Source organism: Deltaproteobacteria bacterium (genome assembly GCA_013151915.1).
GTDB lineage: Bacteria > BMS3Abin14 > BMS3Abin14 > BMS3Abin14 > BMS3Abin14 > BMS3ABIN14.
Map to the genome: position 1 here is coordinate 11,755 of JAADHJ010000011.1, position 25,802 is coordinate 37,556.

The 25,802-nt window shown below is 56.2% G+C and carries 19 protein-coding genes; 15 read left to right on the forward strand and 4 right to left on the reverse strand.

Features of this window, described 5'->3' with window-relative positions:
• Positions 1-241: 241 nt before the first annotated feature.
• From GXP52_02935 to glnA, 4 genes are all read left to right on the forward strand, one after another.
• A complete protein-coding gene (locus GXP52_02935; GenBank protein ID NOY86241.1) occupies positions 242-2,782 on the forward strand; it encodes a helicase in 2,541 nt (846 codons plus the stop codon).
• A 302-nt stretch (positions 2,783-3,084) separates the two neighbouring features.
• Positions 3,085-3,570: a transcription elongation factor GreA gene (gene greA / locus GXP52_02940; protein NOY86242.1), complete on the forward strand. Its 486-nt coding sequence runs from the start codon at positions 3,085-3,087 to the stop codon at positions 3,568-3,570.
• A gap of 230 nt (positions 3,571-3,800) precedes the next feature.
• Complete coding sequence (locus GXP52_02945) at positions 3,801-4,139, forward strand: P-II family nitrogen regulator (GenBank protein NOY86243.1); 339 nt, start codon at positions 3,801-3,803, stop codon at positions 4,137-4,139.
• A 184-nt stretch (positions 4,140-4,323) separates the two neighbouring features.
• Positions 4,324-5,739: a type I glutamate--ammonia ligase gene (glnA, locus tag GXP52_02950; GenBank protein ID NOY86244.1), complete on the forward strand. Its 1,416-nt coding sequence runs from the start codon at positions 4,324-4,326 to the stop codon at positions 5,737-5,739.
• Positions 5,740-5,836: 97 nt separating this feature from the next.
• On the opposite strand, the gene lgt is transcribed toward glnA, so the two are convergent.
• The 4 genes from lgt to GXP52_02970 all read right to left on the reverse strand — a co-directional run bounded on the left by lgt (position 5,837) and on the right by GXP52_02970 (position 10,768).
• Positions 5,837-6,616 (reverse strand): prolipoprotein diacylglyceryl transferase, encoded by a 780-nt coding sequence (gene lgt / locus GXP52_02955; GenBank protein NOY86245.1) that lies wholly within the window; start codon positions 6,614-6,616, stop codon positions 5,837-5,839.
• Between the two features lie 172 nt (positions 6,617-6,788).
• Positions 6,789-7,268, reverse strand: a complete 480-nt coding sequence (gene lspA, locus GXP52_02960) for a signal peptidase II (GenBank protein ID NOY86246.1) — start codon at positions 7,266-7,268, stop codon at positions 6,789-6,791.
• Between the two features lie 3 nt (positions 7,269-7,271).
• A complete protein-coding gene (ileS, locus tag GXP52_02965) occupies positions 7,272-10,079 on the reverse strand; it encodes an isoleucine--tRNA ligase (protein NOY86247.1) in 2,808 nt (935 codons plus the stop codon).
• Positions 10,080-10,156: 77 nt separating this feature from the next.
• Entirely contained in the window at positions 10,157-10,768 is a 612-nt protein-coding gene (locus tag GXP52_02970; GenBank protein ID NOY86248.1) for a DUF445 family protein, read from the reverse strand.
• 174 nt (positions 10,769-10,942) lie between these two features.
• On the opposite strand from GXP52_02970, the gene xseB reads away from it, so the two are divergent.
• From xseB to GXP52_03025, 11 genes are all read left to right on the forward strand, one after another.
• Entirely contained in the window at positions 10,943-11,224 is a 282-nt protein-coding gene (gene xseB, locus GXP52_02975; GenBank protein NOY86249.1) for an exodeoxyribonuclease VII small subunit, read from the forward strand.
• On the forward strand, positions 11,224-12,105 hold the full coding sequence (locus GXP52_02980) for a polyprenyl synthetase family protein (GenBank protein ID NOY86250.1): 882 nt from the start codon (positions 11,224-11,226) through the stop codon (positions 12,103-12,105). Before xseB ends, GXP52_02980 begins: the two co-directional genes overlap by 1 nt.
• A gap of 4 nt (positions 12,106-12,109) precedes the next feature.
• The gene (gene dxs, locus GXP52_02985) at positions 12,110-14,008 is read left to right on the forward strand and encodes a 1-deoxy-D-xylulose-5-phosphate synthase (protein ID NOY86251.1); all 1,899 of its coding nucleotides are present in this window, start codon (positions 12,110-12,112) and stop codon (positions 14,006-14,008) included.
• On the forward strand, positions 13,995-14,750 hold the full coding sequence (locus tag GXP52_02990; GenBank protein NOY86252.1) for a TlyA family RNA methyltransferase: 756 nt from the start codon (positions 13,995-13,997) through the stop codon (positions 14,748-14,750). The genes dxs and GXP52_02990 overlap by 14 nt, the downstream gene beginning before the upstream one ends.
• A 306-nt stretch (positions 14,751-15,056) precedes the next feature.
• Positions 15,057-15,923: an NAD(+)/NADH kinase gene (locus GXP52_02995; GenBank protein NOY86253.1), complete on the forward strand. Its 867-nt coding sequence runs from the start codon at positions 15,057-15,059 to the stop codon at positions 15,921-15,923.
• A 53-nt stretch (positions 15,924-15,976) separates the two neighbouring features.
• Entirely contained in the window at positions 15,977-17,623 is a 1,647-nt protein-coding gene (gene recN / locus GXP52_03000; protein ID NOY86254.1) for a DNA repair protein RecN, read from the forward strand.
• Positions 17,616-18,086, forward strand: a complete 471-nt coding sequence (locus GXP52_03005; protein NOY86255.1) for an N-acetyltransferase — start codon at positions 17,616-17,618, stop codon at positions 18,084-18,086. Before recN ends, GXP52_03005 begins: the two co-directional genes overlap by 8 nt.
• A gap of 305 nt (positions 18,087-18,391) precedes the next feature.
• Positions 18,392-19,729, forward strand: a complete 1,338-nt coding sequence (locus tag GXP52_03010; protein NOY86256.1) for a TldD/PmbA family protein — start codon at positions 18,392-18,394, stop codon at positions 19,727-19,729.
• Between the two features lie 124 nt (positions 19,730-19,853).
• Positions 19,854-20,741, forward strand: coding sequence for a M23 family metallopeptidase (locus tag GXP52_03015; protein ID NOY86257.1), 888 nt, complete (start codon positions 19,854-19,856; stop codon positions 20,739-20,741).
• Between the two features lie 694 nt (positions 20,742-21,435).
• Positions 21,436-24,063, forward strand: coding sequence for a preprotein translocase subunit SecA (gene secA / locus GXP52_03020; protein ID NOY86258.1), 2,628 nt, complete (start codon positions 21,436-21,438; stop codon positions 24,061-24,063).
• 25 nt (positions 24,064-24,088) lie between these two features.
• On the forward strand, positions 24,089-25,801 hold the full coding sequence (locus GXP52_03025) for a GAF domain-containing protein (protein ID NOY86259.1): 1,713 nt from the start codon (positions 24,089-24,091) through the stop codon (positions 25,799-25,801).
• The last annotated feature ends 1 nt before the right edge of the window (position 25,802 follow it).

Consider the following 25,802-nt stretch of genomic DNA (forward strand, 5'->3'; position numbering starts at 1 on the left):
CTGAGCGCAAGCCGGAAAGGCCGCCCCTTTGGCGGCCTTTTCCTTTCCCCTAGATGGCTCTTTGTCCCTCAATGGGCTATGATGCTTCCAATTCTAAAGAATGCCTGACGGATATGAAAGATGATGGACTCGCAAAAAGTCCATCATCGCGCCCGGGGAGGAAAGTGAAAATGACACTTTTCGCTTTTCGTGGAGTAAAAAGCCACGAATGGACTTTTTACAACCCAATCATGAAAGGAGCTTGAAAGACGTTGCTATGAAAGGGCCGGGAGGTAAGGGCGAGGAGCGATTTTCCCCGGAAACACAGATATTCGTCCGGGATGAGATCGCCGATTGTGGTGGAAATGAAGTCTTCTTCATCGGGCGGACCGATGGGGAGGGTCTCGTTGTGGACATTTTGCCCATGGCCAGGGGCGACCGCGAGGCGGTTCCGGCCATCACGGAGAATACAGGGCCCGGGGATGTGGTGATCCACAACCATCCGACGGGTATTCTGGCCCCATCGAAAGCCGATCTTTCCATTGCTTCCAAGGTGGGTGGTGACGGGGTCGGTTTTTACATCGTGGACAATGAGGTCAGGCGGGTCTATGCCGTCGTGGAACCTCAGCAGGCCAGGGGGACCGTTGAACCGCTCAATCCGGAAGAAATATCCGCTCTTCTGGGTCCCAATGGGCCCTTGGCCGCCGTTCATCCCCACTATGAGTCACGTCTTTCACAGTGCCGTATGGCTGCTGACGTGGCGCGTATTCTTGACAGCCGGGCGGTGGGCGTCCTCGAGGCGGGAACCGGTACGGGGAAAAGCCTCGCCTATCTGATCCCGGCCGTCCTTTGGGCGTTGAAGGGGAAGCGCCGGGTTGTGGTTTCCACCCGAACGATCAACCTCCAGGAGCAGCACCTTCGACAGGATCTGCCTCTTGTGCAGAAGGCTTTGGGGGAACCTTTCAAAGCTGTCCTTATCAAAGGGCGTGGGAACTACCTGTGTCTTCGTAAAAGGGATCTGTTGGATAATGATTCAGGAGAATTGCTGCTCGATTTCGATGACGTCCTGGAGGTCAGGGAACTCATCGAATGGAGCCGGATGACATCCGACGGGACCCTTTCGGACCTGTCCTTTGTACCCGGTGACGCCAACTGGAACCTTTTGAAAGCCGAGTCCGATTCCTGCCTGCGGGCCAGGTGCCCTCACTTTTCCGACTGTTTCTTCTACCGCTCCAGGATGGATGCAGCATCGGCCCAGATCCTTCTTGTCAACCATCATATCCTTTTCGCCGACTTGGCAGTCCGCAGCGCCGGGCATGAAGCCGCCGCGGTCATGCCCCGCTACGATGCCGTGGTACTTGATGAGGCGCACAACCTGGAAAGTGTGGCCCTATCCTACTTCGAGGGCAGTGTGGGGAAATGGGGCCTGATGGGGCAACTGGGCCGTCTGGTCAGCAGGAAAAAACAGGACAGGGGCCTTGTCCCCTTTCTTACGAGACGGATCAGCGGGATGCGTTTCTTGAATGTCGGGAAAAGGAATAAACTCGATGAACTTGCCGGCTCAATAACATCCGGCGTCACGGAGGCGAGGGGTCGTATGGATCGTATATTCGACGATCTCGCAGGTGTGATGATTCCATGGCTGGGAGGCGCCCGGGGAACGGGCTCCAAGTGGCGCGTCCCCCCGGCCCTGAGGAACGAAGCCGAATGGAAAAAGGTTGAACAACTCCTCGATGAACTTGGCGCCGCCCTTTCGGTTCCCTTGGCCCCCTTAAGGAAACTCAACCGGGTTCTGAGGGGTCTGGTTGATGACGGTTTTGATGATCTTACCGGGTTCTGGGGGGATATCGGGGCGGTAGCCTCCCGCCTGGATGCGAGCCTGGATTTCATCACACGGGTCCGGGAAGGTGAGGAAGACGGTGAGGTCTGCTGGGTGGACGTACGCCTCAGGAAAGGACGTTCATCCGTCAGCTTTCACCTGACCCCCCTGGATGCGGCCCAAATCATGGAGCAGACCCTTTTTTCCCTGGATGGGCCGGTGGTGATGACTTCCGCTACCCTGACAGTTGAAGGGACGTTCGATTTTTTAAACGAGAAGCTTGGCATCAGGTCTCTCCAGGACCGTGATGTGGTGGAGGAGGTCTACCCATCACCCTTTGATATGGCCGCCCAGATGCGCCTGGCCGTGCTCGACGATGTTGCGGAACCGGGGAGAGAAGGGTATGTGCGTGAACTGACCCACGCTGTGTTGGATCTCGTGAAAGCTTCGGGTGGTGGGGCACTGGTGTTGTTTACATCCTACAGGACAATGGACGCGGTTTTCGAGGGGTGTGGGGAGGAATTTTCCCGGCGGGGGATTCAGGCCCTCCGCCAGGGGGAATCCCCCAGAACGGTTCTTCTGGACAGGTTTCGTTCAGATCCGGATCTGACCCTCTTTGCAACCGACAGTTTCTGGGAGGGGATCGATGTTGTGGGGGATTCCTTGCGGAGCGTAATTATCACGAGGCTTCCTTTCCCCGTGCCCACGGACCCTGTGATGGAGGCGAGAAGCGAGGCCCTGGTGAGGGAGGGACGGGATCCATTCATGGAGGATTCGGTGCCCCGCGCCGTCATCCGGTTGAGACAGGGGGTCGGCAGGCTCATCCGGCACAAAGATGACCGCGGATTCGCGGTCATTTGCGATACGAGGTTGCTAAAGCGATCTTATGGGAGAATCTTCCTGAACTCTTTCCCGGGAACCGAGGCGGAGGGGGGCACCGTGGCCGGCACCGCGGCCGATATCAGGACCTTTCTGGATATTTGAGGCCGTAGAGTTCAACCCGGATGGACTCTTGTTGACTTTTTCCCACCGGCAATGTATTAATTGACTTATTCCACCCGTTGTGCGGGTGGATTCTTTTTCGGGATAATTCAATGCCTTCTCCAGCGGGGGCATTTTTTGGTTCATTTTTGACAGGGTCGTAAAAAGTCCATCAATGACTTTTTACTCCACGGAAAGCGAAAGGTGTCATTTTCACTTTCCTCACAAATCTTCGATTTGCGTGCTCTGAAGGGGGCGCGATGATGACTTCGCAAGAAGTCATCATTTTTGGAGGGTAAAATCCCATGACAAAATATCCCATGACTCCCGGGGGGCTGGAGAAATTGAAAAGTGAATTGAAAAGGCTGAAGGCCGAAGAGCGCCCCAAGGTAATCGAGGCCATCGCCGTTGCCAGGGAGCACGGTGATATTTCCGAAAACGCCGAATATGACGTGGCCAAAGAGCAGCAGGCGTTTCTTGAGAGCCGAATCCGGGGAATCGAGAATCGGATCGCAAACGCCCAGGTTGTGGATCCTGCGGGAGTCGGCACCGACAAGGTGGTTTTCGGCGTCCTCGTGAAAGTCCAGGACCTGGAGTCCGGGGAGGAACTGGGCTACCAGATTGTAGGCGAGGACGAAGCGGATGTTTCCGCCGGGAAGATCAATGTGACATCCCCTGTGGCCAGGTCGCTTATTGGCAAGCAGGTGGGTGACGTGGTACAGGTGCAGATCCCAAGGGGTCTGAGGGAACTGGAGATCCTTGATATATCCATCCCCGCTAATACTGCCTGAAAATGTGGCATACTGGAGATAGGTTGATGGAACAATGTGCAGTCAGCCGGATTCTTCCGGTTTTCTTTCCCAAAAATATTCAGAATTATTAAGTGGTTACGACCGTATATTTAGTTTAGGATCCTTGGTATGAGTGTTGCTTTAACTTTCGGAGCAGGGAGCCATCCCTCGCCTCGTAAAATGGTTCGAAGAGGCTTTTTGCGAGGTTGTCAAAACTGGAGGATAATAACATGAAAAAGGTTGAGGCCGTTATCAAGCCGTTCAAGCTGGAGGAGGTTAAAGAGGCTCTCAACTCCCTCGGTATCCAGGGGATGACCGTCAGCGAGGTGAAGGGTTTCGGCAGACAGAAGGGCCACACGGAGCTTTACCGTGGAGCCGAGTATATCGTCGATTTTCTGCCCAAGGTGAAGATCGAGGTTGTTGTAAAGGACGAGATTCTGGAAAAGGTCCTTGAAGCGGTGTCTAAAGCCGCCAAAACCGGGAGGATCGGGGACGGTAAGATCTTTGTCCTGCCCGTGGAGGATGTTATCCGGATCAGAACCGGCGAAACCGGGGAAGAGGCGATTTAGGCAGTCGTTTTTTAAGGTTTTCAACGGAGATGACTTTGTAAAAAGTCATCGAGGCGCCCGCTTGGGGCGCTCAAATCGGAGATTTGTGAGGAAAGTGGAAATGACATTTTTCGCTTTCCGTTGAGTAAAAAGCCGTGAATGGACTTTTTACGACCCTATCAATAGAAGATCGGAGGGTGCAGGTATGACACCGAAAGAGGTTCTTGAGTTTGCGGAGAAAAACGGGGTCAAGATGGTTGATCTCAAGTTCATGGATCTACCCGGGACGTGGCAGCATTTCGGAGTACCCATCAGCCAGCTTGAAGAGAGCAGCTTTGAGGAGGGTTTCGGGTTTGACGGTTCCAGCATCAGGGGTTGGCAGCCCATCCATGCCAGCGATATGTTGGTCGTGCCTGATTCGGACACGGCCCAGATCGATCCTTTCTCTACGCGGGTGCCTACCCTTTCCCTTATCTGCGATATAGTGGATCCCATTACAAAGGAGTCCTATTCCAGGGATCCGAGAAACGTGGCGCGCAAGGCGGAAAATTACCTCAAGTCCACGGGTATCGGCGACACGATCTACTTCGGACCGGAGGCCGAGTTCTTCATCCTCGACGACATCCGTTTCGGACAGAACCCCCAGTCAGGATTTTACTTCCTGGACTCGAGCGAGGGGTGGTGGAACACGGGCCGGGAAGAGGAACCCAACCTTGGTTATAAACCACGGCACAAGGAGGGGTATTTTCCCTGTCCCCCCACCGACGCCACCGATGAAATACGCGTGGAGATGGTTCAGGTGCTCGAGAGCCTGGGGATCGAGATCGAGGCGCAGCACCACGAGGTGGCCACCGCCGGTCAGGCGGAAATCGACATGAAGTTTGCTCCGCTGCTTCAGGCCGCCGACAACCTCATGAGATTCAAGTACGTCGTCAAGAACGTTGCCAAGCAATTCGGCAAGACGGCCACCTTCATGCCAAAACCGATATTCGAGGACAACGGCTCCGGCATGCACGTGCACCAGAGTATCTGGAAGGATGGCAAGCCCTTGTTCGCGGGGGACCGGTACGGCGGCGTGAGCGAGTTGACCATGTTCTACATCGGGGGCATTATCAAACACGGGGCGGCGCTGTGTGCCCTGACCAACCCCACGACCAACTCCTATCGCAGGCTGGTTCCAGGTTACGAGGCGCCTATCAACCTGGTCTACTCCTCAAGGAACCGGAGCGCCGCCATCCGGATTCCCATGTACTCGGCAAACCCCAAGACGAAGAGGGTGGAGTTCAGGACCCCCGATCCTACGTGCAACGGCTATCTGGCCTTTGCCGCCATGCTCATGGCCGGTCTGGACGGCATCGAAAATCGAATCCATCCCGGGGAACCCCTCGACAAGAACATCTATGGTCTGCCTCCCGAGGAACTGGCCCAGATTCCCTCCGTGCCGGGCTCCCTGAGCGAAGCCCTCGATGCCATGGAAGCGGATCACGATTTCCTGCTGAAGGGTGATGTCTTTACCCCCGACCTCATCGAGATGTGGTTGACATACAAAAGGCAGAACGAGGTGGACGCCATCAATCTCAGGCCCCATCCCTGGGAGTTCGCGCTCTACTTCGATATTTAAACACCTTCCCGCTTATCAGTAAAAAAAGGGGGTTCGCGTTTGCGAACCCCCTTTTTCACTCTGGACTCTGGACTCTGGACTCAGCGACTCTGGACTCCTAATCCCTTTCCCCCGCCTGTGACCGCAGGAAATAGAACAACAGGCCCAGGGGCAGGAGCACAAGACTCACGATCTGGCTCGTGGACAGAAAGAATCCCATGATTTCAGCCCCACCTCTGGGATCTCCCCTGAGGAACTCCACGCCGAAGCGAAAGATGCAGTAAATTATTATGTACAGGGCTGCTATCTGACCGTCGAAGCGCCTCCGCGGGGTTTTCCAGACCAGGAAAACGGTCAGGATCAGGAGGGCCAGAGAGGAGTATAGCTGGGTCGGATGAACCGGGATGCCAAGCACGCCCGTGGCCAGGCTGCGGGGGTCGGTGAAGATCACCGCCCAGGGCAGGTCCGTGGGCCTGCCGTAGCCGCAGCCGGCGGAAAAGCACCCGATCCGCCCAAGGGCGTGGCCCAGGGTAAGTCCCGGCGCGGCAATGTCCAGGGTTCTCCAGAGGGGCATCCGGTAGATCAGAATGGCGACCAGCAGCCCAATGAGCCCTCCGATAAGCCCTCCGAAGAAGACCAATCCACCTTTCCAGACCATAACCATCTCCAGCGGATGGCTCTGGTAGTAGGAGAGGTTGATGATGATGAAGAGAGTCCTGGCGCCAAGGAGTCCGGAAAGGATGACGATGAGCGACAGATCGACAATGCGGCCCGGCTCTCCACCCTGTTTTCTGTTCAGGTACTCGGCGAGGGTAATGCCGGCGAGCATACCCAGGGCGACCATGAGGCCGTAGGTGTGGAGCGTGAGCGGTCCTATATGAAGAAGTTCCGGGAACATCCTGTCTCCCTGTATCTGTTGATAGAGTCGCAAAAAGTCCGACCCGGGACTTTTTGCACAACGGAAAGCGAAAAGCGTCGTTTTCGTTTTCCTCACAAATCAATGACTTATGTAGCAAGTCGTTGATTTGGGCGCCCCACGCGGGGCGCGTTGATGACTTCCTATGAAGCCATCAACTATTCATCGAGTCCATGTGGCCCCTCAGAAAGAGGAAGCCCAAGTAAATGGCTCCGACGGTGATTGCCGAATCGGCCACGTTAAAGGCAGGCCAGTGGTATGGTCCCACAAACACATCCAGAAAGTCCACAACCTTTCCCGTGACGGTTCTGTCGTAAAGATTTCCCACGGCGCCTGCGGCGATGGCTGTAATAGCCAGACGGACCTGCGTAGAAGAGCTGCGTTGAGCCTCCCTGTAAAGATAAAGCAGGAGAAGCAGAGCGCACAGGGGCACCAGGATAAAGAAGACCCGCCTGAAGGGGCTGTCCCAGCCGGCCAGGATGCTGAATGCCCCGCCGGTGTTCCTCACGTAGGTCAGGTGAAAAAAAGAGGGGATCACCGGTGTCGACTGGTACAGGTCCATCAGGTTGACCACCATGATCTTCGACACCCGGTCCGCCGTCAGGATACCCACGAAGAGAAGAAAATCTACCATGACCTATCCCTCGATAACGCTCTGACACCGGGCGCAGATCCCGGAATCTTTACCGTCGGCCCCGACTTCAGGGGCAAATTTCCAGCATCTTTCACACTTGCCGCCTTCCGCCTTCCCGACCGTTACTCCGAATCCGGGAAATCCCTCATGGGTAAAGGCGTCTTCAGGCAACTCCCCGTGGGATTCGATTGCAGCCGATGAGACGATAAAAAGGTCAGGCAGACCCTTTCCAAAGCTTTCGAGAAATTCCGCGGCTGCCCGATCCGTTACGTGAAGCGTCACCGCCGCCTCGAGGGAGTTGCCGATCTTTTTAAGCCGGCGGTCCTCCTCGAGGGCCTTCGTAACGACATCTCTGATGGCCACCAGTTTTTCGTAGCGGTTTTCCAGATCATGGTCTGCCCATCCGGCGTCCGGTCTCGGAAACTCGGTCAGAAAAACGCTTTCGGCCCTTGATCCCGGCAGGTTCTCCCACACCTCCTCGGAGGTGAATGAAAGGATGGGCGCCATCAGGCGGACGATTCCGTCAGCCAGGGCCAGGAACGCGGTCTGCCCGGACTGTCTCAGAGGACTGTTTGCCTCGGAGGCATACATCCGGTCCTTTAAGATGTCGAGGTAGAAGTTCGACAGATCCACCACGCAGAAGTTGTGGAGCGTGTGGAAGACATTGTGGTACTGGAAGGTGTCATAGGCTTCAACTATCCGGCCTGTCACCCGGGATAGCCTGAGCAGCGCCCAACGGTCCAGTTCATCCATCTCATCGTAGGGGACACTGTCCTTCTCCGGGTCGAAGTCGGAAAGGTTGCCCAGCAGGTATCGGCATGTGTTACGGATACGGCGATATGCCTCCGTCAGGCGCAAAAGGATCTCATCGGAAATACGGATGTCGTCCCGGTAGTCGGTAGCGGAAACCCAGAGGCGTATGATTTCGGCCCCGTATTTATCGATGATCTTCTGCGGGGCGATGACGTTGCCCAGGGATTTGGACATCTTCCTTCCGTTGCCGTCGACAACGTAGCCATGGGTGAGGACCTCTCTGTAAGGCGGCTCGCCCCTGGTTCCCACCGATTCGAGAAGGCTGCTGTGAAACCATCCCCGGTGCTGATCGGATCCCTCGAGGTACATGTCGCAGGGCCATTCGAGATCGTCCCTGTCCTGGAGAACCGCGGCGTAGCTTGCACCGGAGTCGAACCATACGTCCAGGATGTTCATGTCTTTTTTAAAGGAGACTCCGCCGCACGCCCGGCATTTCGTTCCTTCCGGCAGAAGTTCCCCGGCCAAAGCAGTGAACCAGACATCGGCCCCCTTCTCCTCCATCTGGTCGGCCACATGATTGCAGATATCCCCGCTCATGAGGGCTTCTCCGCACTCCTCACAGTAGAAGATGGTAATCGGCGATCCCCAGGACCGCTGACGGGATATGCACCAGTCCGGCCGGTTCTCGATCATCTGGTAGATCCGCTGCCGGCCCCATGAGGGGATCCAGCGGACTTTGTTGATTGCCTCAAGCGCCTTGGAACGGAGGCCGTTGTGTTCCATGGAGATAAACCACTGTTCGGTTGCTCTGAATATGATGGGTGAATCACACCTCCAGCAGTGCGGGTAGGTGTGTTCAATGGGGGTTTCGGCGAGAAGAGCGCCAATTTCTTCCAGTTTTTCAATGATATTCCTGTTGGCCTTGAATACATGCGTGCCCGCGAAAAAACCTACGTCGGAGGTAAATTTACCTTCGTCATCCACCGGGGCATAAACGTCCAGACCGTATCTCAATCCTGTCTCGTAGTCATCCTGTCCGTGCCCGGGAGCGGTATGGACACATCCTGTCCCGGCGTCCAGGGTCACGTAATCCGCGAGGACGACGATTGACTCCCTGTCGTACAGGGGGTGCCTTGTTTTCAGCCCTTCAATCAGCTTCCCCGGGAAGCGGGCTATGATCTCCGGTTCTCCCGCACCTATGGTGGAGGCGAGATGAGAGGCCAGATCCTCCGCGGCTATGAGGGCCTCTCCATTAACGAGGAATGCCACGTAGGAGAAATCGGGGTGAAGGGCTATCGCCAGGTTCGCCGGGATCGTCCACGGGGTGGTTGTCCAGATAGCCACCGCTGAGGGTATGCCCTTCAACTCCGGAATCTTTTTCGCGGGGTCGTCCATGAAAGTAAATTTTACGTAGATGGACGGTGAAGTATGATCGTGATATTCCACCTCAGCCTCGGCCAGGGCTGTGCCGCATGAGGAGCACCAGTACACCGGTTTTCTTCTCTTGTAGACGGAGCCCTGTTGGACGAAAGCGCCGAATTCCCTCGTTATTCTCGCTTCGTAAGGGTATGCCATGGTCAAATAGGGATGATCCCAGTCCCCGAAAACCCCCAGCCGGCGGAACTCCGTTCGCTGGATATCGATAAAGTGGTTGGCGTAATCACGACAGGCCCGACGGATCTCAATGGCCGAAATCCCGGTTTCCCGGGCCTTTAACTCCGTGTCAACCTTGTGCTCGATGGGAAGGCCGTGGCAATCCCAGCCTGGAACATAGTGAGAGTATTTACCGGCCATCCATTTGGACTTTACGACGAAGTCCTTGAGGATCTTGTTTAAGGCCGTCCCCATGTGTATGTTTCCGTTTGCGTATGGGGGGCCATCGTGAAGAATGTAGGTCTCCTTCCCCGCCCTCGCCTCCAGAATTTTTCTGTAGATATCCTGATCCGCCCACTTTTGAAGGCGCTCCGGCTCCTTTCTGGGGAGACTCGCCCTCATGGGGAAGTCAGTTTTAGGGAGATTCAGGGTATCTTTGTAGCCTTTGGGATTTTCAGCAGCCATCGTTGTTCGCCCTCGTTCCCGTAAAGTAGTCGGTAACAATATGTCTCACAGCCACATCTGTCAAGACAGGGGGGTTCCTATCCGGCAATGAGCACGATCAGGCCCTGGATTGCGCCGATGAGGGCGCCGGTGAGGGCGCCGACCCACTCGATATGCTTGAACTCCCGGCTGGCCAGAGCGAATATCAGGGTCTCCAGGGTCTGTATCTCGAACTGCTCGATCCGGTCGGCCACGATTTGTCTGATATCCACGGAGTTCCGCAGTTTTCTGACGAAGGAGTCCCGGTATCGGGCGATGAGCCTGTTGATCTCCGGAGCCAGGAGGTCAATGATCTGCGGAAGGATCAGAGCTTCCCACGCCTTGGCTATCCCCGGGATCTTTCCGATGAACATTCCCGGCCCCTTTGTGTGGAGGATGGATGTCAGGGTGGAACGGACCTCATCCTCCCACTGGACCCCGCTCATGGCCTCATCCAGATCCTCGACGGTCAGCAGCTCCTGCTCGACGGTCTCGGCGATCCTCTGGGCGATTTGGTGCTGGCGCTGTGGAATTAGTCCCTGGATACGGAATCCCAGGAAACTGATGGGTTTCCGGGGTCTGAACAGCATGATGATGGCGATCCGGTTGGTGATCCAACCCACCAGGGCGCCAACCACGGGGAAGATAGCAAAATAGACTATTTTAGGCATGGTGCGGATTCTACCCGTATGGCGCCGGTTGTGTCAACGCAGGTGAGGCGGCGCTGCACAATTTCCATTTTTGCGTTGGCGTTTCCGTTTGCGTGGTTTTTTTTTCATGGTATTGTGCTTAGTTAATTAAGGATCATTTCCAGGATGAACCTAAGTGTAAAACAGCACGGACATATGCCGCCGGTGTTTTACGGGAGGAGAAAATTGGCAAAATCCACAAAGAAAGACGAGGGTTTCGAGGAAGGCCTAGCCGAGTTGGAGGCAATCGTCGCGCAGCTCGAAGGGGGCGACATATCCCTTGAAAAATCCCTCGAGCTCTTTGAGAAGGGCACCGTCAAGTTGAAAAAACTGGCCGGGATACTCGACGAGGCGGAAAAGAAAGTCGAGATCCTTACCCGGGACATATCCGGCGAGGTGAAGGCCGTTCCCTTTGACGAAGAGGAAACTGAGGACTGATGGCAGGATTTCTGGAGGAGGACAAGGCACAGGTTGACCGAGCTCTGGAGGGAGTTATGCCGCCCAAGGGCACCTACCCTTCCCGGCTTGTCGATGCGATGCGCTACAGCCTTTTCGCCGGTGGAAAACGGATCCGGCCCATCCTGGTTCTCTCCTCGGCCAGGGCAGCCGGGGGGGACCCCGAGAACGCCATGGCCGCGGCGTGCGCCGTGGAACTCGTCCACACCTATTCCCTGATCCACGATGACCTTCCGGCAATGGACGACGATGATTACCGAAGGGGGAAACCGACCTGCCATCGGGCTTTCGATGAGGGCACCGCCATTCTCGCCGGGGACGCCCTTTTGACAATGGCGTTTGAACTTCTCTGTGACCCTGAGCTCCTGCAATCCGTCCAGCCTGTTGACAGGTTGAGGATGATTCGGAAGCTTGGCGCCGCTGCCGGATGGAAGGGCATGGTGGGAGGCCAGCAGGTCGATCTCGACAGCGAGGGAAAACCCCCGTCCCAACCTGTCCTGGAGTACATCCATACCCATAAAACCGGCGCCATGATCCGTTGTTCCGTCCTACTGGGGGCTCTCGCGGCCGGGGCTGGAGATGCCGTATCAAGAGCCCTTGGACAATACGGTGAAAATCTGGGTCTCGCCTTTCAGGTCGTTGATGACATCCTTGATGTTACCGCGTCCACGAACGAGATGGGAAAGGACCACGGCAGCGACGCTGCAAGCGGAAAGGTTACCTATCCCGCCCTTTTCGGGCTTGAGGGTGCAAAGGACCGAGCGAGGGGCCTCATCGCCGAGGCAAAGAGCCATTTGGAGGGGATGGCGGATGACGGGCACCTTGCTGAAATTGCAGATTTTGTACTTTTAAGGAGGTTGTAGCATATTGAGTGAATCCGACCCTGGAAAGGCTTCAATCCTCGACGGGATCAACTCGCCCGCCGACCTTTGGGATCTGAAGATCCCGGATCTGGAACGGCTTGCTGGAGAGGTCCGGGAGGTTATCCTCGATGTGGTTTCCAGAAACGGGGGGCATTTGGCATCCAACCTGGGAGTGGTGGAGTTGACCATTGCCCTGCATTATGTGTTCCGGGCTCCAGAGGACCGGATCGTCTGGGATGTCGGGCATCAGGCCTATACCCACAAACTGTTGACCGGACGAAGGGACCTGTTTTCCACCCTTAGGCGAAAAGGCGGAATCAGCGGTTTTCCAAAAAGGAAAGAGAGCCCCTACGATAGTTTCGACGTTGGTCACAGCGGTACATCTCTTTCGGCCGCTCTTGGCATCGCCGAGGCGCTTGAACGGTTGGACAAGCCCGGCAAGGTCGTTGCGGTGATCGGGGACGGAAGCATGACAGCGGGCCTTGCCCTCGAGGGCCTCAACCAGGCCGGGGAACACGGAAAACGCCTCGTGGTGATCCTTAACGACAATGAGATGTCCATCGCCCCCAATGTCGGTGCAATGTCCTCTTACCTGTCGAGATTACTTACCGGCAGCATTGTCAACAGGGTTAAAAGGGAGACCGAAAACTTCCTGAAGAACATCCCCAAGGTCGGCGAGCCTTTCCTCCAGGTTGCCAGGAAGGCGGAGGAATCGTTCAAGGCCCTGATCTACCCTGGAATGCTGTTCGAGGAACTGGGCTACGAATACATCGGCCCCATAAAGGGGCACCGTCTGGATCGCCTTGTCGCGACCTTTCGGAATGCGCGCAGGATTGAAGGCCCGGTGCTCATCCATGTCGGGACGGAGAAGGGAAAGGGGTACGGGCCCGCCGAGAAGAACCCGGCAAGGTTCCACGGGGTCGGACCTTTCGACCGGGAGACGGGAAAGCCGATCAGGAAGACATCCGTTCCATCATATACGAGTGTATTTTCCGATGCTCTCATCGAGGCGGCGAGGAAGGACGATCGCATTGTCGCAATAACCGCCGCCATGCCGGAAGGTACGGGGTTAGACAGGTTTGCAGATGAATACCCTGACCGTTTTTTCGATGTGGGGATTGCCGAACAGCACGCCGTAACCTTCGCGGCGGGGCTGGCAACACAGGGGTTTCGCCCGGTGGTGGCCATCTACAGCACTTTCCTTCAGAGGGCTTACGATCAGATAATCCACGATGTCTGCCTCCAGGGCCTGCCGGTTGTCTTCGCCATTGACCGGGGAGGGCTGGTGGGTGAGGATGGCCCGACCCATAATGGGGTCTTTGATTTTTCCTACCTCCGTCCGATACCCAATATCACCATTATGGCGCCGGGGGATGAATCGGCGTTAAGGGACTCCCTCGCCACTGCCCTGACCATGGATGGTCCCTGTTCCTTCCGGTATCCCAGGGGAACGGGCGTGGGTGTTTCTCTCGGTGAACCCAAGATCTGGGAGGTAGGCAAGGGCAAGCTCCTCAGGGAAGGGACTGACGTAACTCTGGCCGCTGCCGGATCGAGCCTCCATCCTGTGCTTGATGCAGCTATGAAGCTGAAGGATGATGGAATCGACGCCGCGGTTATTGATGCCCGGTTTATCAAACCCCTTGACAGCGAGTTGATCTTCAAGTGGGGGCGGCAAAGCGGGAATATCATTACCATAGAGGAAAACGCGCTTATGGGCGGGTTCGGGTCAGCGGTTCTGGAGGCAGCCTCGGATAGGGGGGAGAGTTGCAGGATTCACAGACTGGGGCTCCCGGATGTTTTTATACAACAGGCTACCCAGGCGGAGCTCAGGGCAGACCTGAGTATCGATATGGACGGAATCATTCGTGCCGTTCGAGAGGTTCTCGGGGATGCCGGCCCGTGAGAGAGTGGATCTGCTGCTCGTAGCCAGGGGCCTCGCGCCGAGCAGGGAGAAAGCTCAGGCGCTGATCCTCGCCGGCCGGGTCTACTCCGGCGACAGGAGAGTGGATAAAGCCGGGCACCGCCTGCCGGTGGACGTTTCGCTCCAGGTCCGGGAAGGGCTGCCCTACGTGGGGCGCGGAGGGCTGAAGCTTGAAGCCGCCCTGGACCGGTTCGGTGTCGACCCTGCGGGGAAACGGTGTCTTGATGTGGGGGCATCAACCGGAGGTTTTACGGATTGTCTTCTTCAGAGGGATGCGGCCCATGTTTTCGCGGTGGATGTCGGGTATGGCCAGCTGGCATGGAAGCTGCGGTCCGACGTCCGGGTAACTGTCCTTGAAAGGACCAATTTTCGGACCATCTCCGACGATGTCCTGCCCCATGATCTTGAATTGGCGGTGGTGGATGTGTCCTTTATTTCACTGAGGCTCATACTTCCCCGCCTGCGGGTGTTTCTTCGAAACGGTGCGGACGCGGTTGTCCTGGTGAAGCCCCAGTTTGAAGCTGGAAGGAAAAATGTCGGGAAAGGCGGGATAGTCAGGGACCTCAGGGTTCGTCGGGAAGCCCTGGCCGGCATCCTTGCGGCGGCGGCGGAGGAGGGGTTCGGGATTCGGGGATCCATGGAGTGCCCTGTTCCCGGAGCGGACGGCAACGTGGAGTTCCTGGCGCATTTAACTAAGGTGTTATCGGATGGTTCATCCGGTTAACGCGTACCTTAACCCGGTGTCCAACGTTCAATGTTCAACGGCGGGATTCAGGGTCCAGGGTCCAGGGTCCAGAGTCCAGAGTCCAGGGTCCAGAGTAGAAAAGGGGACGCGGGGAACAGAGAGCTGTCATTGCGAGGAGCATCGAGGGAGACGAGAGTAACGCGGCAATCCCGGGCGGAGCTGAAAAAGTCAAGAGCTGTTACCCTGTGAAACTCTGTGCACCCTGTGTTAAATTAGCTTTTCACAAAATCTGGTCATCCTTCAGGTACTTATTTTCAGGATGATCCTCGAATATAAGGAAATACCATGAACGAGGTCAAGCGAATAGGGATTATTGCCAAGACCACCAGCCCCCATGCCCGGGAGGTAATGGTGAAACTGGTTCCGTGGCTCATGGGCAGGAATGTGGAAATCACCGTGCAGGAGGAGTACGAGGGACTGAGCGGGACATTGGCGAAGGCCGTACCGAGAAACGAGGTCCCAACCGGGGTTGACATCATGCTGGTTCTTGGGGGGGACGGCACCCTTCTGTCTGTAGCACGTCTCGTGGAGGGCACCGACATTCCCCTTTTGGGGATTAACCTCGGATCCATGGGATTTCTTACGGAACTTGGATTGGAAGAGCTTTTCCCCGCGCTTGAGCGGGTCCTGACCGGGAAGTACGGGATTGAGGAAAGGATGAGATTGAAGGTTCACCTTTACCGGGAGGGTGACGAGATCCGCGAGTTCAAGGTCTTTAACGACGTGGTTATAAACAAAGGCGCTCTCGCCCGCATCTTCGACCTGAAGGCCTTTGTGAATGGACACGAGGTGACAACCTACAAGGCCGATGGACTAATCGTCAGTACGCCCACGGGATCCACCGCCTACAGCCTGTCCGCCGGGGGGCCGATCGTTGAGCCGACCCTGGACGTTATTCTGATCTCTCCCATATGTTCCCATACCCTGACAAACAGGCCGCTTGTGGTGCCGGGTAGTTCCCTTGTGGAGCTACACCTGACCGGGGATCCTGGAAAGGTCTATCTGACCCTGGATGGGCAGGAAGGAATGAGCCTGTCAGGTGGGGACAGGGTCCAGGTGAAAGCCTCGTCCGGCCGGGTCAAACTGATCAGGACCGGGTCGAAAACCTTCTACGATGTCCTCGGGGCCAAGCTTCACTGGGGAAGGCGGTAGGACCTGAGAGACTTTTTACGAGGTTGTCAAAGCTGGAACGCGGAACTGAATTCATGCTGAAGCGACTCGACATCAAAGGGTTCGCCCTGATTGATGAACTCTCCCTCCCCTTTGGCGCGGGGCTGACGGTCCTTACCGGTGAGACGGGCGCCGGCAAGTCGATCATTGTGGATGCCCTTCAGGCCGTTCTTGGTGAAAAGACGGATACTGCCGTCATCCGGTCGGGGGAGAACTCAGCCATTATTGACGGCGTCTTCCGGGTCCCGGAGGCCATGTATGATCTGGTCGAACCCGGATCAGACGGGGAACTGTCGGTCCACCGGGAAATACCGGTGGAGGGAAGAAGCCGGGCTTTCGTCAACGGCTCATCCATGCCCCTGTCCAGGCTCAGGACATTGGGGGACGGCCTCGTGGACCTTCACGGCCAACATGAGCACCAGACCCTCCTCAAGGTAGCCGCCCATCTACAGGCTCTCGATGCTTTCGCCGGCCTGGAGGAAAAGAGGGCTCAGCACGAAGAGACCTTCCGGCGAAAGGCGGAGATCAGCAGAAAAATCCGTCATATCGAGGAGAAGGGGAGGGAGAACCTGGCACGGACAGACTATCTGAATTTCGTGGTACATGAACTCGAGGCTGCCTCTATCGACGCTGATGAGGAGGATGCGCTCAGGGGAGAGGAAAAGGTTCTCGCTTCGGCCGGGAAACTCCAATCCGCGGCCGCCAACGTCCTGGAGGCTGTATATCAGTCGGACGGTTCCCTTGCCGATGGGGTCGGTGGGGCGGCTTCCAGTCTGCGGGGTCTTCTGAATGTCGACGCGAGGCTGGGAGAAATTGTTGACCTTCTGGACAATTCCCGGGCGCAGATCGAGGAGGCGGCGCACCTTCTGAGGAAATATGCCGGGATGGTTCAGGCAGACCCCCAGCGGCTGGACATGATTTCCGGAAGGTTGGCCCTCATCGAGGATATGAAAAGGAAATATGGCCCAACGGTGAAAGATGTCCTTGCCTTCTATCATGGGGCTATACGGGAACTGGATGAGATGGAAACGGGCCAGGAGAGCGAGGACGCACTCAGGGCCGAGGAAAACAGGCTGGGTGAAATCCTGGTGAAATCAGCCCGGGATCTGAGCGCCGGAAGACGGGCCGCCGCCTCCAGGCTTGAGAAAAGGGTTCTGGCCGAACTGGCCGACCTGGCAATGGAACGGATCAGGTTCAAGGTCGACTTTGAGGATGTCCCTCATTTCGAGAAGGGCACGGACCTCGTGGAATTTCTTATTTCCACCAACCCGGGAGAGCCCCTTATGCCCCTGCGGAAGATAGCCTCGGGCGGGGAGCTTTCCAGGGTGATGCTGGCTCTCAAAACGATCCTGGCCCACACGGATGGGGTTCCCACACTGGTTTTTGACGAGGTTGATTCGGGCATCGGGGGACGCACCTCCGGCATACTCGGCAGGAAACTCAAGGAAATATCCGGCCACCACCAGGTCCTGTGCATTACCCACCTTGCTCCAGTTGCCGCCTGCGCGGATCGTCACATCATGGTCGAGAAGGTGGAGCATGGGGGACGAGCCGTCATCCGGGCAAGGTTTCTTGATGGGGATGAGAGGGTAGGGGAACTGGCACGGATGATCGGTGGTATGGAACTGACCGCGGCCATTGTGAGTTCGGCGAGGGAAATGCTGGAGGAATTCAATGGGTAACTCCGGCTGGAATATAAGGAAAGCTCGAATCGGCGATGCCTCGGCCATCCATCGGCTTGTCAACGGATACGCATCCGCGGGAGAGATGCTTGGACGATCCAGGAGCGAGATCTACGAGGGGATAAGGGATTTTTTTGTTGCCGAGATGGATGACCGAATCGTCGGGTGTTCAGCTCTGCATGTGAATTGGGAGGATCTGGCGGAAGTAAGGTCCCTTGCCGTGGAGGAGGATTACCAGGGACATGGGGTGGGCGGCGGCCTGGTTGCATCCTGTCTCAAGGAGGCTGTGGAGATTGGGATCTCCAGGGTCTATGCCTTGACCTATAGGCCGGAGTTTTTCGAGAAACTGGGCTTTACCAGGGTTCCGAAGGAATCTCTTCCCCAGAAAATATGGGCGGACTGTCTCAAGTGCCCTCAATTCCCCAACTGTGACGAACATGCCGTTATTAAGGAATTGAATTGAACCTGCATCCTGACGGCGTGGTCGAAGGGCGATAAGGTTTGTGGTTAAGGAGCGGCGCACCGCGACAGGACACGTTGTTCCACCACAGTACAGCCGCTTGCAGGCTGTACCACAGGGTTTTAAAGTAAAACAAATACTACTTTTTGGTTTACCCCGTTTAGTAACCCTGTGGTGTGACCTGGGAGTGGTCACGCCCTTCGACAAGCTCAGGACAGGCTGTGGTAAATTAGCTTTGGAAGTGTCTGTTATTTTACCATGGTTTCACATCCAGGCACTCATTTTTGTAATGATCCTTAGAGGTAAACATGCAACACAAGCTGCAAATTCTGGCTGAAAGGATAAGAGAGGTAGCCCTTACCTCGGGCGCGGAGGATGCGGAGGCCATTGTGCGGTTCATCGATTCCTCCCGCATCGAGGTGAAGGATGGAACCATAGAGGGCTCACGCCGCAACCGCGAGACCTCTACGGCTGTCCGTGTATTGGTGGGAAACAGGCCCGGGTTCGCCTACGTGACCGACCCTGATGACGGGGCTATAAAGGGGATGGCGGAGGACGCCGTAGAGGGGGCTAAACTCGTACCTTCGGGAGATGAGAACCGTTTTTCCACCGCGACCGAAGAAGGAACCGTCGGGAACATTTTCCATTGCGCCGGGTTTGAGGCGCCTTTGAACCGGAAGATTGATATGGCATGCTCCATGGAAGCCTCAGCCATGGCCGCCCACCCGGCGATAACGACGGTCTACAAGCCATCATATACCGAGCAATATCGGGTTACGGCAATTTCGTCGGGGGGGATGGTGTGGTCCTACGAGGACACTCTGTTCTCCGTGGGGGTCCAGGCCGTAGCCGAGAGCGATTCCGGCTCCCAGACCGGTTACGATTACCAGGTCTGCCGGAACTCGTCGGACCTGGAGCCTGATGCCGTCGGGTCGAGGGCCGGATTGGAGGCCGGCGGCCTTCTTGGCGGCGGCCCTCCGGAAACAGGTGAATATCCTGCGCTTATTCCCGCAAAGGTCACGGTGGGCCTGCTTGAGGTGCTGGCATCATCCTTCTCCGCCGACGAGATACAGAAAGGCCGATCCGGTCTGACGGGCAAAATGGGACGGCAGATCTTCTCGCCCATGATCAGTCTCGCCGATAAGGGGCTGTTGCCGGGGGGAGTGGGAAGTGTTCCCTTCGATGACGAGAGGGTCTGCCCGATATCCAGGTTGCTGGTGGATGGTGGAGTGATGGCCGGGTGTTTCCATACCATCAGGACAGGAGGCAAGGAGGGGAAAGAGTCCACCGGAAACGGTTTCAGGGGGTCCTTGTCGTCGGTTCCATCTCCGGGGGCCACGAACCTGATCCTGGGATCCGGGGAAAGTCCCGCAGAAAAGTCCCTTCCCCCGGGCGTAGCTCTTCAGATCGAGGATCTGATGGGTCTGCACACCGTTGACCGGGTATCGGGGGATTTCTCCCTCGGTGCTTCGGGATACATCATCAGGGGTGGAGAAAGGATGGAACCGTTCAGAAACGCGGTTGTAAGCGGCAACCTTTTTCAGCTCTTTTCCAGGGTCCTTGCCGTTGGAAACGATCTCAAATTTTACGGATCTACGGGCGCTCCTACGCTTTTAGTGGAATCGATTATCGTATCCGGAAGGTGATCACTCCACTTGCAATTCCATGATTTGTATGTTAATTTTTCCGAAATTTTGAAACCAAAACCCAGGTTGCATACAAGCTTCCGAGGGGAGAGTTTGCGGCGTGACGAAGAAGAAGTATACCATCATGGTAGTGCCGGACGAGACCACCAGGGTCCGCCGGTACCAGATCCCTAAACTGTTTGTACGCGGCGTTCTGTTCTTTTCCCTTATCGTTATGGCCGGGCTGGCGTATCTTTTGACGGATTACTATAGCGTCAAGAAGATGGTCTCGGATGTTGACCGCCTCCGCCTTGAAACCAGGCAGCAGAAGAAACAGCTGCTGACCTTTGCCAAGGACATCGACGATATCCGGACTGAGATGAACCGTCTTCGCCATTTTGACACTAAGCTGCGTGTCATGGCCAACCTGGATTCGGTGGTCTATCCCGAGCAGATCATGGGGATCGGCGGCGAAAATCCGGAGCCGTTCAATCCCATGGATTCGGAGGTGACCTTCCAGGACCAGGCGCTTCTCAAGGGCATGACGAATGAGCTTTCCCGTGTCAAGGCCGAAGCCGATATACAGGAACGAAGCTTCCAGGAATTGATGGAATATCTTGAAGATCAGAAATCGCTCCTGGCCTCCACGCCGTCCATATGGCCCGTTAGAGGATGGACAACCTCCGGTTTTGGGTACAGGACATCCCCGTTTACAGGAAGGCGGGAGATGCACAGGGGGGTCGATGTGGCGACCCGTACGGGAACGCCGATTATTGCACCCGCGGACGGGGTTGTGGTCTTTGCAGGTCGGGAAGGGGGCTTCGGCAACCTTGTTGTTCTCGATCATGGTTATGGGATCGCGACCAGGTATGGCCACTGCTCCAAGCTTAACGTCAAGATCGGCCAGAAGGTCAAACGTGGCGATGTCGTGGGGTTTGTCGGAAACACCGGAAGAAGCACCGGGCCGCACCTTCATTACGAGGTCGCGGTTAACGGGGTGGCCGTTAATCCTATGAGGTATATACTTAATTAGGATCATCCTGTAAATGGGTACCTGGATGAGGACCATACCCCGCCGTCTGTCATCGCGAGCTGCAACTTATGCGAAGCGATCCCGTGGGCGACCGGAGGTCGCCGCGACGATCTTTTCAGCTCCGCATGAGATTGCCACGCCTATGGTTTCACTCGGGCTCGCAATGACAGCAAAATAATAAAGGTACGCATTAGCCGGATGAACCAAAAATCTTCGATTTGCGCGTCCCTTAAGTAGGCGCGTTTATGACTTCGCAGTTCAAGCCTCCATGTTGTCCTGAATTTCAAACCCCGGGAGTGAGACTTCCGGGGTTGTTTTTATCCTGAATGGATATTTTCGGCTCCCATGATCCGGCTTGAGGTGCTAATCTATAAAGTTGCATGGAAGTATCGAGGTGCCGAAGTATCGAAGAACCTCAAACCTCAAACTGCATTATTTCACCACAGTGCAGCCGGCTTGAAGGCTGCATCACAGGGTTTTAGAAGGGTGGTAAATTAGCTTTGGAAGTGTTTATTAATTCACCACAGAGCCACAGAGGTTGTTGCGTACGCGGAGAAGGACAATAAACCAAACGTCAGGGTTAGGGAAAACTGGAATTTTAAACGCATGCCACCGTAGCCTCCGGCGAAGGTTAATGGACCCTGGACTCTGGACCCTGAACTCTGGTTATCAATAGAGAGGACTCCGATATAGAATGCTCAGCGCCATAGGAAAAAAGATATTTGGGAGCAGGAACGAAAGGGAGCTGAAAAGGGTTGCGGCCATCGTTGATCGGGTCAACAGCCTGGAAAATTCCATCAGGACCCTGGACGACGACGCGCTCCGCTCAAAGACCGGACAGTTCAAGGAGAGGGTCGAAAAGGGTGAGTCCCTGGATGACCTTCTTCCCGAGGCCTTTGCGGTGGTCCGTGAGACCGCGCACAGGACACTGAACATGAGACATTTCGATGTCCAGATCATCGGGGGTGTTTTCCTGCATGAGGGCACTATCACGGAGATGAAGACCGGTGAGGGGAAGACCCTGGTCGCTACCCTGGCTGTCTATCTTAATTCTCTGACCGGTCATGGAGTCCACGTCGTGACTGTCAACGATTACCTTGCCACCCGGGATAGTGAGTGGATGGGTAATATATACAGCTTCCTGGGGTTGACCGTGGGGATTATACGGCATGATATGGGCGATGTCGGGAGAAAGGCCGCCTATGCCGCGGATGTAACCTACGGAACGAACAATGAGTTCGGTTTCGACTATCTCCGGGACAACATGAAATTCAGCCTCGAGGACTACGTCCAGAGGGAGTTGAATTTCGCCATCGTCGACGAGGTCGACAGTATCCTTGTTGACGAAGCCAGGACTCCTCTCATCATCTCCGGTCCTGCCGAGGAATCCACCGACAAGTACTACACTGTTGACAAAATAATCCCGCGACTGAGGCCGGAGGTGCATTACACGATCGACGAAAAGGCCAGAAGCGTGATGCTCACCGAGGATGGCGTGGCGAACACGGAGAGACTCCTGGGGGTGGAGAACCTCTACGAACCGGGAAACATCGAGATCAACCACCACGTCCAACAGGCCTTAAAGGCCCATGTTCTTTTCAAAAGGGACGTGGATTATGTTGTAAAGGATGGACAGGTCATTATCGTGGATGAATTCACGGGGCGCCTCATGGAGGGGCGGCGATACAGCGATGGTCTGCATCAGGCCCTGGAGGCCAAAGAGGGGGTGAAAATCGAGAGTGAGAACCAGACCCTCGCATCCATCACTTTCCAGAACTATTTCAGGATGTACAATAAACTTTCGGGAATGACGGGCACCGCCGATACCGAGGCCGCCGAATTCAAGAAGATCTACAATCTCGACGTGCTGGTGATGCCCACCCATCTGCCGATGATCAGGCAGGACAACCCCGACGTCATATTCCGGACGAGAAAAGAGCTCAACGAAGCCGTGGGGGAGGAAATCGCGGACCTTCACCGTCGGGGTCAACCTGTCCTGGTGGGTACCGCCTCCATCGAAAATTCCGAACTCCTTTCCAGGATGCTCAAACGGGCGGGGGTCCCCCATCACGTTCTTAACGCCAAGCACCATGAGAGAGAGGCCGAGATCGTGGCTCAGGCCGGCCGGCTGGGTGCGGTTACCATTGCCACAAACATGGCCGGGAGGGGGACGGATATCGTCCTCGGGGGAAACCCCGAATCCCTTGCCAGGAACAAATCCGGCGGCGACACGGAAGGGGAGGAGTATCAGCGGCTGCTCGAGGAGTTCAAATCCATCTGCGAGGATGAAAGGCAGAGGGTTCTGGAGGCCGGGGGGCTCCATATCCTGGGCACGGAACGGCACGAGAGCAGGCGGATCGATAACCAGCTCAGGGGACGGTCCGGGCGTCAGGGCGACCCGGGAAGCTCGCGTTTCTATATCAGCCTGGAGGACGATCTCATGAGGATCTTCGGGTCTGAAAGGATCTCCGGTCTGATGGAGAGGCTGGGGATGACCGAAGGGCAGCCCATTGAAAACAGCATGGTCACCAAGGCCATCGAGAATGCCCAGCGGAAGGTCGAGGGGCATAACTTTGATATCCGCGAGCATCTGCTCGAGTATGACGATGTAATGAACCAGCAGCGGGAGGTGGTTTACGGCCAGAGGCGCAACATCCTGGGATCCGAGGACCTCTCCGACTGGGTCATGGAGATGGCGGACGAGATCATCGAAGAGGCAATGGATATTTACGTTGATCCCAAGGACTATATCGAAGATTGGGACCTCGACGGGCTTGGTGACCGCATCTTATCTATCTTCGGTTTCCGGCCCGATATGGAGGAGGCGAAGAACGGGAGGGATGCTCTCGGGGAATCCATCGTTAAGACCGCTCACGCCAGGTACGAGGAGAGAGAGTCGGAGTTCGGGAGCGAACTCATGCGCCGGCTGGAAAAGATATTCCTCCTCCAGGTCCTGGATGCCCAATGGAAGGACCACCTTTACAATATGGACCAGCTCAGGGAGGGGATAGGGCTACGGGGCTATGGACAGAGGGACCCCCTTTCGGAATACAAGATCGAGGGGTATGAAATGTTCGAGACGATGATGACCCGTGCCAGGGACGAGACCGTCACGACACTCTACATGGTCCAGGTTACCAGCGAGGAGGAGGATCTTCCTCAAAGGAAGAAACAGAGGATTCAGCTTGGCCGAGGTGAATCGGGCGGGGAGAGAGCCAAGCCCGGTACGGTGAGAAGAAAAGAGGCAAAAATCGGCCGCAATGCCCCGTGCCCGTGCGGATCCGGAAAGAAATATAAAAAATGCTGTGGTTCAGTGGCCTAGGAGGAAGCATTTGTCGGTAACCCCATTGCCTGATAAACCAAGAGTCCTGGTGGTGGACAATGACCGCGTGACTCTCGAGATAGTCCTTGAAATCCTGCGTTCCGACGGCATGGATACAAAGGGGGCGACCGGGGGCGCGGAGGCCCTGGAGATCTTTGGGGAAGGGGCCTGGGACATTGTGATTACAGGTGTCGTTATGGATGGCCTGACAGGCATCGGTTTGCTTCGCAGGGTTAAGGCCGGCAACAGGCTCCTTCCCGTTATCTGTATGAGCGGATACAGATCTTTTGATGACGCGGTCGAGATGATCAGGGGCGGTGCCTTTGATTTTCTCTATAAGCCCATCAATCGGGACAGGCTGCTGAATGTGGTCGAAAGTGCATTTTCAGATTACCGGCGGTCCATCGAGAACGAGCATATCATCGTCCGGTCGCAGTCCTGGGCCAGGGAACTGCTTACCCTCAGGCAGCTTGGCGAGTCCTCCAGCCGGGATATGCTGCAGGTCCTCTTCCAGAAGACGGTTGAAGCCGTGGCCGAAACCCTTCAGATCGAGACAGCCTCACTGATGATCATTGAAGGGGATCATCTCACCATCGCTGCGGCCATGGGGCTGCCGAAGGAGATTGTCGGGAAGGCGCAGATGCCTCTTGGCTCCGGAATATCCGGATATGTGGCCCAGACCGGAGAACCGGTCCTTATCAATGACATCAGTAAGGATGATCGGTTCAAACCGTCCAAATTCAGAAAACAGTATTCCACCCAGTCCGCCCTGTGTGTCCCGCTCATGCACGGCGACAATGTGCTGGGCGTCATCAATGCCAATAATAAGACCAACGGAGAGGCCTTTACCAGGTCCGATCTGGACCTTCTGGTAACCATCGCGGCCCAGGTCGCCATGGCGGTTGACAACACGAGGCTCTTTAAAGGTCTGGAGGAAAAGGCCCAGGCGTTAGAGAAGGCCCACCAGGAACTCGTTCGGCTGGACAAGGATAAAACCGAACTGATTCTCAATATCTCTCACGAACTGAAGACCCCATTGACCTCGATTATGGGGTTTGCGAACCTGCTGTACGGGCTGGATGTGCAGGGGAAATCGGAGGACCTGGCCGATTACGCCGGGCGCATCGAGACGTCCGCCGGCCTGTTGAACCATCTGATTGACAGGATGCTGGAGCTGTTTCGTCTGGAGGCCGGGCGAAGTGGGATGAACCGGGGTTTTATTCCCCTTCAATCCGCCGTCTCCCAGGCGGTGGCTGCCCTCGAAGGCACCTTGCATGAACGCGATGTCAGGGAGGATCATTCCGGGTTCCGGGGAGCCCGTGTTTATACCGATCGTACTCTTTTCACCCGTGCCCTCGGCCTTATTCTGGAGAACTCCGTGAAATTCTCCCCTGAGGATACACCCATAGCAATCTCAGGCTGCTGGCACGATGATTTGCCCACCGTTCCGGTCTATGCAGCCTACGCCGACCTGGGAAAAACCAAAGACATTGCCGACGGATGGGTGGAGGTCATGGTCTCCGACCTGGGTGAAGGGATGTCGGCGGAGGAGATTCCTGTTATCTTCGAGAAGTTCCGGCAGCTTGGAGATATCATGACGACCAAACCCACGGGAATCGGCCTGGGGCTGCCCATAGCCAGGACCATCCTGGAGCTCCAGGATGGGGCACTGTGGGCAGAGAGCAGTAAGGGAGAAGGAAGCACATTCCACATTCTTCTCCCCGGAAAGAAAGAATAGA